This window comes from Pseudomonas lini, from assembly GCF_964063345.1.
GTDB lineage: Bacteria > Pseudomonadota > Gammaproteobacteria > Pseudomonadales > Pseudomonadaceae > Aquipseudomonas > Aquipseudomonas lini_B.
Genome location: NZ_OZ061318.1, coordinates 5,653,729 through 5,668,431 on the forward strand (window position 1 = coordinate 5,653,729; position 14,703 = coordinate 5,668,431).

The 14,703-nt window shown below is 61.8% G+C and carries 16 protein-coding genes; 6 read left to right on the forward strand and 10 right to left on the reverse strand.

Features of this window, described 5'->3' with window-relative positions; genetic code table 11:
* Positions 1-6: 6 nt before the first annotated feature.
* From nosZ to AB3226_RS25860, 6 genes are all read left to right on the forward strand, one after another.
* Positions 7-1,926 (forward strand): TAT-dependent nitrous-oxide reductase, encoded by a 1,920-nt coding sequence (gene nosZ, locus AB3226_RS25835; protein WP_367375166.1) that lies wholly within the window; start codon positions 7-9, stop codon positions 1,924-1,926.
* A 27-nt stretch (positions 1,927-1,953) separates the two neighbouring features.
* Complete coding sequence (locus AB3226_RS25840) at positions 1,954-3,246, forward strand: nitrous oxide reductase family maturation protein NosD (protein ID WP_367375167.1); 1,293 nt, start codon at positions 1,954-1,956, stop codon at positions 3,244-3,246.
* Complete coding sequence (locus tag AB3226_RS25845; protein ID WP_367375168.1) at positions 3,243-4,166, forward strand: ABC transporter ATP-binding protein; 924 nt, start codon at positions 3,243-3,245, stop codon at positions 4,164-4,166. The genes AB3226_RS25840 and AB3226_RS25845 overlap by 4 nt, the downstream gene beginning before the upstream one ends.
* The gene (locus AB3226_RS25850; protein ID WP_367375169.1) at positions 4,163-4,993 is read left to right on the forward strand and encodes an ABC transporter permease; all 831 of its coding nucleotides are present in this window, start codon (positions 4,163-4,165) and stop codon (positions 4,991-4,993) included. The genes AB3226_RS25845 and AB3226_RS25850 overlap by 4 nt, the downstream gene beginning before the upstream one ends.
* Positions 4,994-5,024: 31 nt before the next feature.
* Positions 5,025-5,552 carry a nitrous oxide reductase accessory protein NosL gene (locus AB3226_RS25855; protein ID WP_367375170.1) on the forward strand — a complete coding sequence of 176 codons (528 nt, stop codon included), beginning with the start codon at positions 5,025-5,027 and terminating at the stop codon, positions 5,550-5,552.
* Between the two features lie 129 nt (positions 5,553-5,681).
* Positions 5,682-6,425 carry an SDR family NAD(P)-dependent oxidoreductase gene (locus AB3226_RS25860; RefSeq protein WP_367375171.1) on the forward strand — a complete coding sequence of 248 codons (744 nt, stop codon included), beginning with the start codon at positions 5,682-5,684 and terminating at the stop codon, positions 6,423-6,425.
* A gap of 949 nt (positions 6,426-7,374) precedes the next feature.
* Here the strand turns inward: AB3226_RS25860 and AB3226_RS25865 are convergent.
* From AB3226_RS25865 to AB3226_RS25910, 10 genes are all read right to left on the reverse strand, one after another.
* Complete coding sequence (locus AB3226_RS25865; RefSeq protein ID WP_367375172.1) at positions 7,375-8,868, reverse strand: cytochrome D1 domain-containing protein; 1,494 nt, start codon at positions 8,866-8,868, stop codon at positions 7,375-7,377.
* Positions 8,865-9,704 carry a uroporphyrinogen-III C-methyltransferase gene (gene cobA / locus AB3226_RS25870; RefSeq protein ID WP_367375173.1) on the reverse strand — a complete coding sequence of 280 codons (840 nt, stop codon included), beginning with the start codon at positions 9,702-9,704 and terminating at the stop codon, positions 8,865-8,867. Before cobA ends, AB3226_RS25865 begins: the two co-directional genes overlap by 4 nt.
* Positions 9,705-9,774: 70 nt before the next feature.
* On the reverse strand, positions 9,775-10,953 hold the full coding sequence (gene nirJ, locus AB3226_RS25875) for a heme d1 biosynthesis radical SAM protein NirJ (RefSeq protein ID WP_367375174.1): 1,179 nt from the start codon (positions 10,951-10,953) through the stop codon (positions 9,775-9,777).
* A gap of 26 nt (positions 10,954-10,979) precedes the next feature.
* Entirely contained in the window at positions 10,980-11,483 is a 504-nt protein-coding gene (locus tag AB3226_RS25880; protein ID WP_367375175.1) for a nitrite reductase, read from the reverse strand.
* Positions 11,458-11,901, reverse strand: coding sequence for an Lrp/AsnC family transcriptional regulator (locus AB3226_RS25885; RefSeq protein ID WP_367375176.1), 444 nt, complete (start codon positions 11,899-11,901; stop codon positions 11,458-11,460). Before AB3226_RS25885 ends, AB3226_RS25880 begins: the two co-directional genes overlap by 26 nt.
* A complete protein-coding gene (locus tag AB3226_RS25890) occupies positions 11,894-12,409 on the reverse strand; it encodes an AsnC family protein (protein WP_367375177.1) in 516 nt (171 codons plus the stop codon). The genes AB3226_RS25885 and AB3226_RS25890 overlap by 8 nt, the downstream gene beginning before the upstream one ends.
* A complete protein-coding gene (locus AB3226_RS25895; RefSeq protein WP_052964440.1) occupies positions 12,406-12,864 on the reverse strand; it encodes an Lrp/AsnC family transcriptional regulator in 459 nt (152 codons plus the stop codon). The genes AB3226_RS25890 and AB3226_RS25895 overlap by 4 nt, the downstream gene beginning before the upstream one ends.
* A 1-nt stretch (position 12,865) precedes the next feature.
* Complete coding sequence (locus AB3226_RS25900) at positions 12,866-14,044, reverse strand: cytochrome D1 domain-containing protein (protein WP_367375178.1); 1,179 nt, start codon at positions 14,042-14,044, stop codon at positions 12,866-12,868.
* The gene (locus AB3226_RS25905; protein WP_123722308.1) at positions 14,041-14,367 is read right to left on the reverse strand and encodes a cytochrome c; all 327 of its coding nucleotides are present in this window, start codon (positions 14,365-14,367) and stop codon (positions 14,041-14,043) included. Before AB3226_RS25905 ends, AB3226_RS25900 begins: the two co-directional genes overlap by 4 nt.
* 16 nt (positions 14,368-14,383) lie before the next feature.
* Positions 14,384-14,701 (reverse strand): c-type cytochrome, encoded by a 318-nt coding sequence (locus AB3226_RS25910; RefSeq protein ID WP_367375179.1) that lies wholly within the window; start codon positions 14,699-14,701, stop codon positions 14,384-14,386.
* Between the last annotated feature and the right edge of the window lie 2 nt (positions 14,702-14,703).

Sequence of the window (14,703 nt, forward strand, 5' to 3'; positions counted from 1 at the left end):
CGCAACATGACTGACACAGAATCCAAAAAAGCCATGCAGGAAGAGGAACAGACCGGACTCAGCCGGCGCGGTTTTCTGGGCAGCAGTGCCGTCACCGGTGCGGTGCTGGCGGGTGCCGCGACGTTGGGCGGCGCAGTGTTCAGCCGCGAGTCGTGGGCGGCAGCGGTCAAGGATGCGCAGGCGAAAATCCATGTCGGCCCCGGTGAGCTGGACGAATACTACGGCTTCTGGAGCGGTGGTCATCAGGGCGAAGTGCGAGTGCTGGGCGTGCCGTCGATGCGTGAGTTGATGCGTATTCCGGTGTTCAACGTCGACTCGGCCACCGGCTGGGGCCTGACCAACGAAAGCAAGCGGATCCTGGGCGACAGTGCAAAGTTTCAGAATGGCGATTGCCATCACCCGCATATCTCCATGACCGACGGCAAGTACGACGGCAAGTACCTGTTCATCAACGACAAGGCCAACTCCCGTGTCGCGCGCATCCGCCTGGACATCATGAAGTGCGACAAGATTCTCACCGTGCCGAACGTGCAGGCCATTCACGGCCTGCGTCTGCAAAAAGTGCCTTACACCAAGTACGTGTTCGCCAATGCCGAATTCGTCATCCCGCACCCCAATGACGGCAGCACCTTCGACCTGCAAGACAAGAACAGCTTCACCATGTTCAACGCCATCGATGCCGAGAAAATGGAGATGGCCTTCCAGGTGATCGTCGACGGCAACCTGGACAACTCCGACGCCGATTACACCGGCAAGTACGCCGCGTCCACCTGCTACAACTCGGAGAAGGCTTACGACCTTGGCGGCATGATGCGCAATGAGCGCGACTGGGTCGTGGTGTTCAACATCCCGCGCATCGAGGCCGCGATCAAGGCTGGCAAGTTCATCACCCTGGAAGACTCGAAAGTGCCGGTGGTCGACGGTCGTAAAACCGACGGCAAGGATTCCGAATTCACTCGCTACATCCCGGTGCCGAAGAACCCCCACGGCCTCAACACCTCATCCGATGGCAAGTACTTCATTGCCAACGGCAAGCTGTCGCCGACGGTCTCGATGATCGCCATCGACCGGCTGGACGACCTGTTCGCCGATAAATTCAAGGACCCGCGCGAGGTTATCGTCGCCGAGCCGGAACTGGGCCTTGGCCCTTTGCACACCACCTTCGACGGTCGCGGCAATGCCTACACCACGCTGTTCATCGACAGCCAGGTGGTGAAGTGGAACATGGAGGAAGCGATACGTGCCTACAAGGGCGAGAAGGTCAATTACATCAAGCAGAAGCTCGACGTGCAGTACCAGCCCGGCCATAACCACGCCTCGCTGACCGAAACCAGCGAAGCGGATGGCAAGTGGCTGGTGGTGTTGTGCAAATTCTCCAAGGACCGCTTCCTGCCGACCGGGCCGCTGCACCCGGAAAATGACCAGTTGATCGATATCTCCGGCGAAGAGATGAAGCTGGTGCATGACGGCCCTGCGTTTGCCGAACCTCACGATTGCATCCTGGCGCGCCGGGACCAGATCAAGACCCAAAAGATCTGGAACCGCAACGACCCGTTCTTCGCCGCCACCGTGGAGCTGGCCAAGAAAGACGGGATCAACCTGGAGACCGACAACAAGGTCATCCGCGACGGCAATCATGTGCGGGTCTACATGACGTCCATGGCGCCGGCCTATGGTCTGACCGAGTTCACCGTCAAGCAGGGCAACGAGGTCACCGTGACCATCACCAACATCGACCAGATTGAAGACGTGACTCACGGTTTCGTCATGACTAACCATGGCGCCAGCATGGAGATCAGCCCGCAGCAAACCTCGTCCATCACCTTTACCGCCGACAAGGCCGGCCTGCATTGGTACTACTGCAGCTGGTTCTGCCATGCGCTGCACATGGAAATGGTCGGCCGCATGAAGGTCGAGCGAGCCTGACGGTTGCCAATCAACGGGAGCAGGCCGATGACCGATATCAAGGAAAGTCCGGTGAAGGCCATTGCCCTTGTGCTCCTGTTGATATCAGGCGGCGCACTGGCGGCGGTGCAACCGATCACCACGTTGCCGTTGCGGGTTGACGCGCAACAACGCTGGCACCTGCCGGCGGGCGAGTACCGTGGCTCGTTCAGCGTCGATCAACCGATGCAAATTGTTTGCGAGCCCGGCGCGGTGTTTCAGGCGCAAGGGCAGGGCAACGGGGTGATCGTCAGCGCGCCCGATGTGCGGATTGAGGGCTGTACCTTTCTGGATTGGGGGCACGACCTCACGGCCATGAATGCGGCGGTGTTCCTCCAGCCCAAGGCCCGTGGCGCGGTGATCAAAGGCAATCGCCTGCAGGGCCAGGGTTTCGGTATCTGGGTCGACGGTACGCAGGATGCGAGTCTGATCGACAACCGCATCCAGGGGGATCCGGCGCTGCGCTCCCAGGATCGCGGCAACGGTATTCATCTGTATGCGGTGCATGGCGCCCGGGTCATCGGCAACCAGGTGCGCGACACCCGCGATGGCATCTACATCGACACCTCCAACGGCAACTTGCTGCAGGGCAACACCCTGGAAGACCTGCGTTACGGCGTGCATTACATGTTCGCCAACGACAACCGGCTGATCGACAACACCACGCGCCGCACCCGTACCGGCTACGCCTTGATGCAAAGCCGCAAGCTCACGGTGATCGGCAACCGCTCCGAACAGGATCAGAACTACGGCATCCTGATGAACTACATCACCTATTCAACCTTGCGCGACAACTTCGTCACGGACGTGCGCGACGGCTCGACCGGCGACAGCATGATCAGCGGCGCCGAAGGCAAGGCGCTGTTCATCTACAACTCGCTGTTCAACAGCATCGAACACAACCACTTCGAGCACAGCGCCGTGGGCATTCACCTCACCGCCGGCTCCGAAGACAACCGCATCGCCGACAACGCCTTTGTCGGCAACCAACGGCAGGTCAAATACGTCGCCACCCGCTTGCAGGAATGGTCGGCGGATGGCCGGGGCAATTACTGGAGCGATTACCTGGGTTGGGATCGCAACAACGATGGCCTGGGCGATATCGCCTATGAACCTAACGACAACGTCGACCGCTTGCTGTGGCTGTACCCGCAAGTGCGGCTGTTGATGAACAGCCCCGGGATCGAATTGCTGCGTTGGGTGCAACGGGCCTTTCCGGTGATGAAATCGCCGGGCGTCCTGGACAGCCATCCGCTGATGAATCCCACCACACGACCCCTGACCCAGGAGCCCACCGCATGAACGTCATCGACATGGAAGGCGTCAGCCAGCGCTATGGGTACACCACCGTGTTGCATCAGTTGAACCTGAGCCTGGGCGAAGGTGAAGTGCTGGGCTTGTTCGGGCATAACGGCGCGGGCAAGACCACCAGCATGAAACTGGTGCTCGGCCTGCTTCAGGCCAGTGAAGGTTCGGTCAGGGTATTCGGCCGCTTGCCCAGTGATCCGCACGTAAGGCGTTTGCTGGGCTATTTGCCGGAGAACGTGACCTTCTATCCGCAGATGAGCGGCCAGGAGACCTTGCGTCATTTCGCCCGACTCAAAGGTGCAGCGCCCGCGCAAGTAGACGTGCTGCTGGATGAAGTAGGCCTGGCGAACGCGGCACATCGACGAGTCAAAACCTACTCCAAGGGCATGCGTCAGCGCCTGGGACTGGCGCAAGCCTTGCTCGGCGAGCCGCGCTTGTTGCTGCTCGACGAGCCGACCGTTGGCCTCGATCCTATCGCCACTCAAGACCTCTATCGATTGCTCGATCGGCTGCGCAGCCAGGGCACCAGCATCATTCTCTGTTCCCACGTATTGCCGGGCGTCGAGGCGCACATCAACCGTGCCGCGATTCTGACCCAGGGGCGCCTGCTGGCCCTCGGCAGCCTGCGCAGTTTGCGCGAGGAAGCCGGGTTGCCGACGCTGATTCGCGCCAATGGGCTCAAGCACCCCGAGCCATTGCAGCGATCCTGGAACAACGCCGGGCACATCACCCAGCGCTGGGGCGTGGAGGGCCTTGAAGTGGCTGCGCTCAATGGCAACAAATTGGACCTGTTGCGCCAATTGCTCAATGAGCACGAGCCGGCCGACGTGGAAATCGATCCACCGTCCCTGGAGGACATCTACCGCTATTACATGGGCCGGGCCGGCGCGACCCCCAGTGGAGAGACCGTATGAACCCGATCTGGAACATGGCTCGTAAGGAATTCAATGACGGTTTGCGCAACCGCTGGTTGTTGGCGATCAGCCTGTTGTTCGCTGTGTTGGCGACCGGCATCGCCTGGTTGGGGGCGGCGGCTTCGGGGCAATTGGGCTTCACCTCGGTGCCTGCCACCATCGCCAGCCTGGCCAGTCTGGCGACGTTCCTGATGCCGCTGATTGCCTTGCTGCTGGCCTATGACGCCATCGTCGGCGAAGACGAAAGCGGCACGTTGCTGCTGTTACTGACCTATCCGCTGGGGCGCGGACACATTCTGCTCGGCAAGTTCGTCGGTCACGGATTGATCCTGGCGATGGCCACCCTCATCGGTTTCGGCTGCGCGATGCTCGCGATTGCGGTGCTGGTGGAGGACGTCGAACTGAACCTGCTGCTCTGGGCGTTTGGACGATTCATGCTGTCGTCGACGTTACTGGGCTGGGGCTTCCTAGGGCTGGCCTATGTGCTGAGCAGTGTGTCTGCCGAGAAATCCACCGCCGCCGGGCTGGCGCTGGGGGTGTGGTTCTTCTTCGTGCTGGTGTTCGACCTGGCGCTGTTGGCACTGCTGGTGCTGAGCGAAGGGCAGTTCAACCCGAAGGTGCTGCCGTGGTTACTGCTGCTCAACCCCGCCGATGTCTATCGCCTGATCAATCTTTCCGGTTTCGAGCCCGGCGCCGGCAGCGCTGGCGTGCTGACCCTGGGCAGCGATTTGCCTGTACCGGGTTCGATGCTCTGGTTGTGCCTGTTGCTATGGGTGGCGGTGCCTTTGGGCTTGGCCTGGTTGCTGTTCCGTCGACGGGCGACATGAATTCACACCTTGGTTTTTGGAGCATCTGACGATGAGTAATCTGTATTCGACGACGGTACGCGCCGTGGCGGGCCTGATGGTCTGTCTGCTGCTGGCGGCCTGTGACAAACCGGTGCAAGCCACCTACAGCGACGCCGCCGCTGCCTTCCATCCCAGTGATGAATGCCATGTTTGCGGCATGATCATCGACGGCTTCCCCGGGCCCAAGGGCGAAGTGGTCGAGCGCAGCGGCATCAAGAAATTCTGCTCCACGGCGGAGATGATCGGTTGGTGGCTGCAACCGGAAAATCATCATGGCGAGGCCCGGTTGTATGTCCACGACATGGGCCGCAGTCCGTGGAACGCCCCCAATGATGCCCATCTGATCGATGCCAAGGATGCGTTTTACGTGGTCGGCACCCAGCTCAAAGGCGCCATGGGTGTAGTGCTGGCGTCTTTCTCCAGCCAGCAGGCTGCGGAAAAACTGGCCGCCGACCAGGGCGGTCGTGTGCTGCGGTTCAGCGAGATCGATCAGGCGGTGCTTCAGCAGCAGGCAGCGATGTCGCACTCGACTCATTGAGCTGGCCGATTATCCGAGGCGTCATCGAGAAAATCTGATCGCCGTCAAGTCGGTATTTCTGTGTCTGTTCAAAGATAGGGGCTCACAACGTCCCCAGTGCTTGGCATTAACGATGCCCAGGAGAACATGATGCAAACCGAGTTTCAGGATCGTCTGGCGGTGATCACCGGCGCCAGCTCCGGGATTGGCCTGGCGTTGTGCGCCGCGCTGTTGCCGCGTGGGGTCAAGGTGCTGGCGATGTCACGCACCGTCGGTGAATTGCCAGCGTTGCAGCAGATCTACGGTGAACGGCTGCAATGGTGTGCCGGGGACGTCACGTGCGAGGAAGACCTGCAAGGGCTGGCCCGGCGGGCGGCGGCGCTGGGGAGGGTGGATTATCTGGTGCCCAACGCGGGCATTGCCGAAATGGCCGACAGCCTGGACATGCCGGCCTTCCAGCGCCAATGGGCAGTCAACGGTGCCGGGGCGCTGAATACCCTGGCGGCGTTGCGCGGTGAGTTGGCGAACCCGGCTTCGGTGGTGTTTGTCGGTAGTTTCCTGACCGGTTCGAGCTTTCCCGGTCTGGCTGCCTGCATTGCCAGCAAGGCCGCGCTGGCGGCTCAGGCGCGCACCTTGGCGGTGGAGTTTGCGCGTTATGACGTGCGCATCAATCTGGTCTCGCCGGGACCGACCGCGACCTCGATGTGGGACAGCCTGGGGTTGAGCGACGGTGAGCTTGATGACGTCGCTGATACCCTTGGCAAGCGTCTGCTGCCTGGTCATTTTCTCGATGCGTCGGCGGTGGCCAATGTGATTATTTTTCAACTGTCCCAAGGCGCACGGGGTGTCTATGGGCAGGACTGGAAAGTTGATAACGGTTATACCTTGGGATGATGGGTGAACTCACAATTTTGCGGATGTTCCCGGAGCCTTGTGGGAGCTGGCTTGCCTGCGATGGCGGCCTGACAGCCGACTAGGTTTTGATGGTGTACATATCCGTTGCTGCGGTGACGACTACTATTGGTTCCGCCCTTACGGCGGGTCACTTTGGAAAAGCGCCAAAGTAACCAAAACGCTTCGGCCCCTGACGTACGGTGCCTCGCTGTGGCTCGCCATACCCTCACTCCGGTCCTGCTCCGTGGGCCCGCCGCCATCGGCCATCCATGGCCGGGGGCGGCTACCGCGGCATCCTTGCCGCGGTGCCCACTGCGCAGAACCTGCGTTCGGCCTTCCGACGGGGCAGATCAAAGTCAAGATCAAAAGCCAGATCAACAGCCAGAGCCAAAGCAACAGCCAAAGCAACAGGAGTCGTTCCCACACTGATCGTTCCCACGCTCTGCGTGGGAATGCCGCCGGGGACGCTCCGCGTTCCGCTCGCGACGCAAGACTTGAGTCCTGCGCACTGGTGACGCGGAGCGTCACGGGATGCATTCCCACGCGGAGCGTGGGAACGATCATCAGGGTGTACACAACCCGAAATAAGGCCGGCCGGTAGGCCGCCTCGCAGTGCTGTTGCGGTGCTCGCCCCCTCGAGAGGCCGAGAGGAGGTTCTGCGCAGTGGGCAACCCGGCATGGATGCCGGGTTAGCCGCCCCCGGCCATGGATGGCCGATGGCGGCGGGCCCACGGAGCAGGACCGGAGCGAGGGCATGGCGAGCCTAGGCGAGCCACCGAACGAAAGGGGCAGAAGCGCTTTGGTTACTTTCGCGCTTTTCGAAAGTGACTCGCTGTAAAAGCGAAACCAATAGAAGCCGTTACCGCAGAAACGGATATACACCCAAACCCAAACCCAAACCCAAACCCAAACCCAAACCCAAACCCAAACCCAAGCCCAAACCCAAGCCCTAATGCGAAGTCCCCTCCACAAACTCAATCTTGTTCCCCACGTTATATTTGCCCGACGGCTTGTTCATCGGAATGCGCTTAACCTCCTCAAGCGTATTACTGTCATACACAATCAACGCGCCATCGGTGGCCCAGACGCTCAGCAACAAGTAGCGACCATCGCGAGTGAACTCAACGTGGGCGGCCGTCTTGCCAGGCATCGGACGCAAGGTGTGGGCGATTTCCAGAGTCTGCTTGTCAATCAGGTGGATCGCATCGTTGTCGGGCCCGAAGAACACGTCGGTCCAGGCATACCGCGAGTTAACGTGACTGCGCATGAAGAAGCCCGGCCCCAGGGTCGGAATTTCCTTGATCAGTGTCCAGGTCTTGAAGTCGATGACCGAGATCAGTCCCTTGCTGATGTTCGGCGTGGCGAACACCCACTCACCGTTACGTTTCCAGTAGGTTCCGGACCCCAGGTGCGGCATGCCCGGCAGCGGTATGTCGGTGACCACCTTGCCACTGTCGAGGTCGATCACCTGGCCGCCCTTGGCCTTGCGTGATGTGGCCAGCAGTTGCTTGTAGTCCGGTGAAAAGGAAAAGTCGTCCAGCCTATCCTCGGCCTGGATGCGGCGCGGTTCAAAGTCCGGTGTGCCGGCGCTCGACAACTCCCAGACTTCCTTCACATCCTTGAGCGCCACGATGAAACTGTCTCGTGGCGGCGCGGTGTAGACCGCGCTGACCCGTGACGCGGTGCCGTCCTGGCCGATTGCCGGGATGGTTTTGACCAGCGACAGATCCCGGGCATCGAGTACCACCAGATTGCCCGGCAGATAGTTGCCCACCAGCACCCAGCGGCCATCCTTGCTCACCGCCAGGTTGCGGGTATTGAGCCCGGCGCGGACCTCGGCGATCAGCTTCAGGTTGTGCAAGTCATACAGGCTGACCCAGCCATCGCGTGAGGCGACGTAGACGAAGCGTCCATCCGGCGAGAACTTCGGCCCGCCATGCACTGCAAAGTGCGAAGCGAACCGCGCCAGCACTTCGAAACGATCGCCGTCGAGGATGTTGATGTGGTGGTCGCCAGCTTCCACCACCACAAACAGGTTCAGCGGATCAGCGCCGTGCTGGGGCGTGTCGGGCAGTTTGCTGATATCGGCGAGGAGGGAATGACTGCCGCGAATGTCATCGTTATTCCAGGTGGGCGGGGTGGCGGGTGGTTGCTGAAGGTAATCAACCAGCGCGTCGATCTGTGCGGGACTGAACACGTTGGCATACCCGGTCATCTGGCTTGCGGGGCGGCCGTTCTGGATGACACTGCGGATCTCATCGGGTTTGATCCGGCTCAGACTTTCCGGCAGCAAGGCCGGCCCCGTGCCGCCGAAACGGTTGGCGCCGTGGCAGCGCTGGCAATGTTGTTGGTAGAGGTCGGCGGCCGCGTCGGAGGATGGAAGCGCTGCACCGGCATGGGCTGCACCGATCCATAACAAGGGGGCAAGCAGCATGCGCCTCATATCGCCACCTTGCCGTGGCGTTGCAACATTGGGGCGGGGTAAAAACGCGCCGGGTATTCCTGCTGTTGGGTCGCGAACAGATCGACCACTTTGCCGATCACCGTCAGCGTCGGAATGCCCGGTGGGCAATCCAGCGCCAGGGTTGGCAACTGGTGCAGCATGCCTCGCGCAACGTGCTGGTCGGGACGCGTGCCATTGCTGATCAGCGCCGCCGGTGTATCGGCGGCCATTCCGGCTTCGATCAAGCGCTGGGCGATAATCCCGAGGTTCGATAACCCCATGTAAAACACCAGGGTCTGGCTACTGTCGGCGAGGCTGCTCCACGGCAATTGCAACTCACCATCGCGCTGCAAATGACCGGTGATGAAGCGGCAGGAGTTGACCAGGTCCCGGTGGGTCAGCGGAATGCCCGCATAAGCGCTGCAGCCGGAAGCGGCGGTAATGCCCGGGACTACCTGGCAGTCAATATTGCGTTGCAGCAGATACTCCAGTTCCTCGGCGCCACGGCCGAAGATGAACGGGTCGCCGCCCTTGAGCCGAACTACGCGTTGCCCCGAATCGGCGAGGTCGGCGAGCAGTTCGTTGATCTGTTCCTGGGGCAGGCTGTGGCAGCCGCTGGCCTTGCCGACGTAATGCCGGGCGCAGGTGAGGGGGATCAACGTCAGCAGCTCGGGGCTGATCAGGCGGTCATAAACCACGGCGTCGGCCTGCATCAACAGGCTCCAGGCACGCAGGGTCAGCAAGCGTGGATCACCGGGGCCGGCGCCGACCAGAGCCACTTCGCCCGGTCTGAACGGAGACGCAAGTGCGGCCGGTAAAACAATCGATGGGTGCATGGGACGTCCTTGGTTCTTCATCAGGTTGGCCGGCCCCATCCTTTGCCAGATGGCTCGCCAGGCGGGTGTTTCAGTGCATGACGCAAGGGATGGTCATTAATGGCGGCATACCGATTTCTTCATCGCTGAGGTGGCAACCGGGGTCCTGGCCCCAGAGGTCGCCTTCGGCCCAGGCGCGGGTGCGGGTATTGCCGTTGCAGATGTTCAACCAGCGACATTGGCCACAACGGCCACCGACGACGCGTGGATGCACACGCAGCTGCTGCAACAAGGCGTCCGGCTGGTCCAGCCAGAGCGTGCGAAAGGGCGTTTGCCGGACATTGCCCACCGAGTGCTGCCACCAATAGGTGTCGGGGTGCACTTCGCCGGTGTTGTCGATGTTGGCGATGCCGCTGCCCGAGGCGTTGCCGCCCCAGGCCCGGAGCATGTGTTCCAGGCGCGGGTAATGTTCGGGTAGATGCAGGCCCACCCATTGCAGCAAGAGAATCGCATCGGCATCGTTGTTGCCGCTGACAAAATCGCTGTCGCGACCGTGCTCGATGTCTTCCCAGGCCTGTTCGAAGATCAGCGTCATCGCTTCGCGGCTCATCTGCTGCCGGGCGTCGAGCTTGCGGCTGCGTTTGCCGCGACCGCTGTAGTTGAGGTGCGACAGATAAAACTTCTGCACGTCGTACTCGCGCATCAGCGCCAGCAATTGGGGCAGTTGTTGATGGTTTTCTTGGGTCAGGGTAGTGCGCAGGCCGACGCGAATGCCTTGTTCACGACAGAGCCGGATTGCCCGCATGGAACTGGCGAAACTGCCCTTGAGTTGGCGGAATGCATCATGGGTAGCCTCCAGACCATCGATGCTGATCCCGACATAGTCGAAATTCGCCGCGCGGATCTTTGCGATGTTCTGCTCATTGATCAGCGTGCCGTTGGTGGACAACGCCACAAAGAAACCCTTGTCGCGGGCGTAGGCGCTGAGCACAAACAGATCGTCGCGCAACAGCGGTTCACCGCCGGAAAGTATCAGGACCTTCACCCCGGCATCGTGCAGATCGTCGATCACGGTCAGCGCGGCGGGCGTATCCAGTTCGTCGCGAAAGACACTGTCGGCGGACGTGGCGTAGCAGTGTTTGCAGGTCAGGTTGCAGCGCCTGAGCAAATTCCAGATCACCACCGGCGGCCGGTTGCTGCCCGGTGGGCTGGTTCTGGGGGCCGGCGCCTGGCCGGTCAGGGCACGCAGGTATTGGCTGATCCTCAACATGCAAATCTCCTTGAGCAAACGCGTGTTCAGCGTGGCACTGGCGGTAGCCGCAAACCGGTTTTCTTCAGGATGCGGCTGCTCACCAGCATCTCGTCGGCGGCGCAGGCGTCGCCCAGCAAGTAGCGCAGGTGTTCGCGGTAGCTGTCGATTTCCTCGCGGCTGCGACCATGAACCATGGCGAACAGGTTATAGCGCCACGCGGTTCGTCGTGGGCGTCGATAACAGTGGCTGACGAAGGGCTGCGCACCGATCAGCGCGCCGAGGCGCGGCATGTCCGTGTCGCGCACATCCCAGACGGTCATGCCGTTGTAGCGATAGCCCAGGCGATAGTGGTTGGGGACGGCGGCGATGCGCCGGATGGCGCCCTCGGTCTGCAAGCGCCTGAGCAAATCCAGGGTGGATTCGATGCTCAGCTCCAGCTGTTCGGCGAGCCAGGCCCACGGGTCGTCCAGCAATGGCAGGCCGGCCTGGGTCAACTCGATCAGACGCTGAGCCAGGGTGTCTTCAGACCGGGAAGTACAGACCGACATGGTAGGTCTCCTCTTTGGGCAAGTTGAGCAGCGGCAGGCCGGTCAGGGTTTCGATGTGTTGCAGGGTCTCGGCGATACCTTGTTCGGTCGGGCAACCGAGCACGAACCACATGTTCCAGGCGTGTTCGCGTCGGTAGTTGTGCGCCACTTCAGGCAGGGCGTGCAGTTGCTCGGCGACCTCGTCGAAACGTTCTTCCGGTACCGCCAGCGCCGCGAGGGTGAAGGCGCCGCCCAGGCGTTCGATGTCGAACATCGGGCCGAAGCGCGTGAGCATGCCGTCTTCCAGCAAATCATGGAGGCGGTCGAGCAGTTCGGTGCTGCTGCTCTCCAGTTCGGCGGCCAGTGCCTGCCACGGGTGGCGCACCAGCGGCAGGCCCAGTTGCAAGCGGTTGATCAACCGACGGTCGAGGTCATCCATGGGTAGGGGCTCCGGTTGGCGAGGGTGCGAAGCGGCCGCCGCACTGTTTGAACGCGTGAGTGCTGAACAGCAATTGGTGGGGCAGGTCGCTCAGCAGGTGTTCTTCCAGCAACGTTTGGATCTGCGCTTCGACCCGCTCACGTTGGCGCCCGTGAACCATGCAGAACAGGTTGTAGCGCCACTGCGGCAGACGCCGCGGCCGTTGGTAGCAGAGGGTGATGCCGGGCGCTCGCCCCAGGCGCTGGCCGACTTCGTCGATCAGCGCGTCCGGAACATCCAGCACCAGCATGGCGTTGGCGGTAAAACCCAGCGCGCGATGGTTGAGCACCAGGCCGATCCGGCGAAACAGCCCTTGCTCATGCCACTGATGCATTTGCGCGAGCACCTGGTTTTCGTCGGTGTCTATCCGTTCGGCAAGGGCCTGATAGGGACGCGATACCAGCGGCAATCCGCCTTCCAGATGCCGACGCAGCGCCAGTGCCTGTTTGGGACTCAACCCCGGCGTCATGGGCTTTCTCCCAGGGCAAAACCAAGGTCGATGCGGTAAGCGGTCAACATCGGCAGATCCAGCGGCATGAGGCCGGTGTCTTTCTCGAGTTGTTCGAGAACGCGTTCGATGTGTTGGCGATCGGGGCCGGTCAGCACAAACCACAGGTTGTAGAAATGCTCCCGCGCGTAGTTATGGTTGACCTCGGGGTATTGGCTGACGTGCTCGGCGACCTGTTGCAAGCGTTCGGCGGGCACGGCGAGGGCGGCGAGGGTGCTGGCCCCGGCGCGACTGTGTTCAAACACCGGGCCGATCCGTGAGAGGGTGCCGGCCTGATCCATTTCTTCCAGGCAAGCCATCACCTGGGCCACGCGGCAACCGAGAATCCGCGCCATCTCTTTGTAAGGTTCCGCGCACAGCGGCATGCCATGCTGGAAGCGGTCGATCAGTTGGCGGCTGAGCAGGTCGAGGTTCATTTCAATAGCCCATTTTTTGCGCGCGACTGCTGAAGAAGATGCCGCTCGGCGCGGTGGCGGGAAGGGTGCTCAGCTGCTTCAGGCTGTACGGGTCCCAGACCTGAACCTGATCGCCATCGCGTAATGACAGCCACAACTGGTCGCCGCGAGCGGTGAACTCCATGTGCAGCACCGCCGGCCCTGGCCGCAGATCGGCGACCACGGCATGGGTTTCGCTGTCGATGACTTGAACCCGATCGTTGTCCGGGTAGGCGAAATTGACCCACAGCTGCCGACCGTCCGGCCGCGACGTGACGAACACCGGTTGACCGGCCACCGGGATGGCAGCGGTCTGCTTCCACGTACGCGAATCCATCACCAGCACCTGATGCCGGCCGACGGCGGGTACGAAGGCCTGATTGTCGGCAACGGCCCAACCTTCCAGATGCGGCATCTTGTAGACGGGCAATTTCGCCTGGCCGCGTCCGTAATCACCGAGCACCCGCTGCACCCCGCGTTCCGGATGCCAGAGGTCGAGTTGCGCCATGCCGTCTTCGCCGAACAGTCCCGCCATGTAATAGCGACCATCCGGGGTCACCAACGCGTCGTAGGGTTGCTGGCCGATGTCGGTGAAACGGCTGATCTGTGGCGTGTTGCCCTGACTGAAATCGGCGGTCCAGATCTCGCCGGTATCAAACAGGCTGAACACAAAACGCTGACCGGGCGCGTCGACCAGGCCGACCACCCGTGAGCGCTTGCTGCCATCAGCCAGGGGCGTGGCCGGAATATCGGCCACCAGTTGCAGGGTTTCGGCATCGAATACCTTGACCCCGCCGGGCACATAGTTGGACACGGCGATGAGTTTGCCGTCCTGACTGATCGCGCCGCCGATGCTGTTGCCGCCCTGTATCACCCGTTGATCGATGCGTTGGGTCAGCAGGTCGATCTTGCTCAGCCCGCCGTCGCGACCGAACACATAGGCATAACGCTGGTCGCGGGAAAACACCACCGAGGCATGGGACAGATCGCCCAAACCCTCGAGTCGGACCAGTGCCGTGCGGGTGTCGCTTTCGATGATTTGCACGCTGCCGGTGGCGCGCTCCACCACCACGCCCAGATCGCCGGTACCACGCAACGGTGGCTGAACACACGCGGACAACAACAGCCCGGTCGCCGCTAAAAGCAGGGTTGAACGGATCATGGTGCGGGATATCCCTGGAGAAGAAGATCGACCAGCCAACGGATGTCATCCGGGCTGAGCAACGGGGCCCAACCGGGCATCGCGGTGCCGGGCCGGCCTTGGCTGACGGTGGCTATCAGGCTGTCCCTGGATTTGCCCGCCAGCGTTGCGCGGGTCAGGTCGGGACCCAGCCCGCCGGTCATGTGCAGGCCATGGCAGGCGCCGCAGTCCTGGGCCAGCAGGTGTTCGAGTTGTGCCTGACGCTTGGCATCAGGCGCGGCAACCGAGGTTGCGCAAATGAGGAGGAGGGCCGCCAGAATCGCAGCGTGTCGATAAACCTTCATGACGCCCTCCAGTTGGCTATTTGAGACTCAGGACCCAGGTTGCAAGTGTCTTCGCTTCTTCATCCGTCACCGGGTTGGCCGGCATTGGCATCGGGCCCCAGTTGCCTTGCGTGCCGTTCTTGATGTGGCTGGCCAGGGTGTCCACTGCCCCGGCCACGCCCGCGTTCTTGGCCGCGACGTCCTTGAGCGCCGGGCCGACAATCTTGGTGTCGATGGAATGGCAGGCGGCGCAGGGTTTGCTCTTGAACAGCGCCGGCCCGTCCTCGGCAGCCATGGCCGGCTGCACGCTCAGCGCAGCGGTCAGGGCGAACAGTGCAAAAAGTGTATTTTTCATGA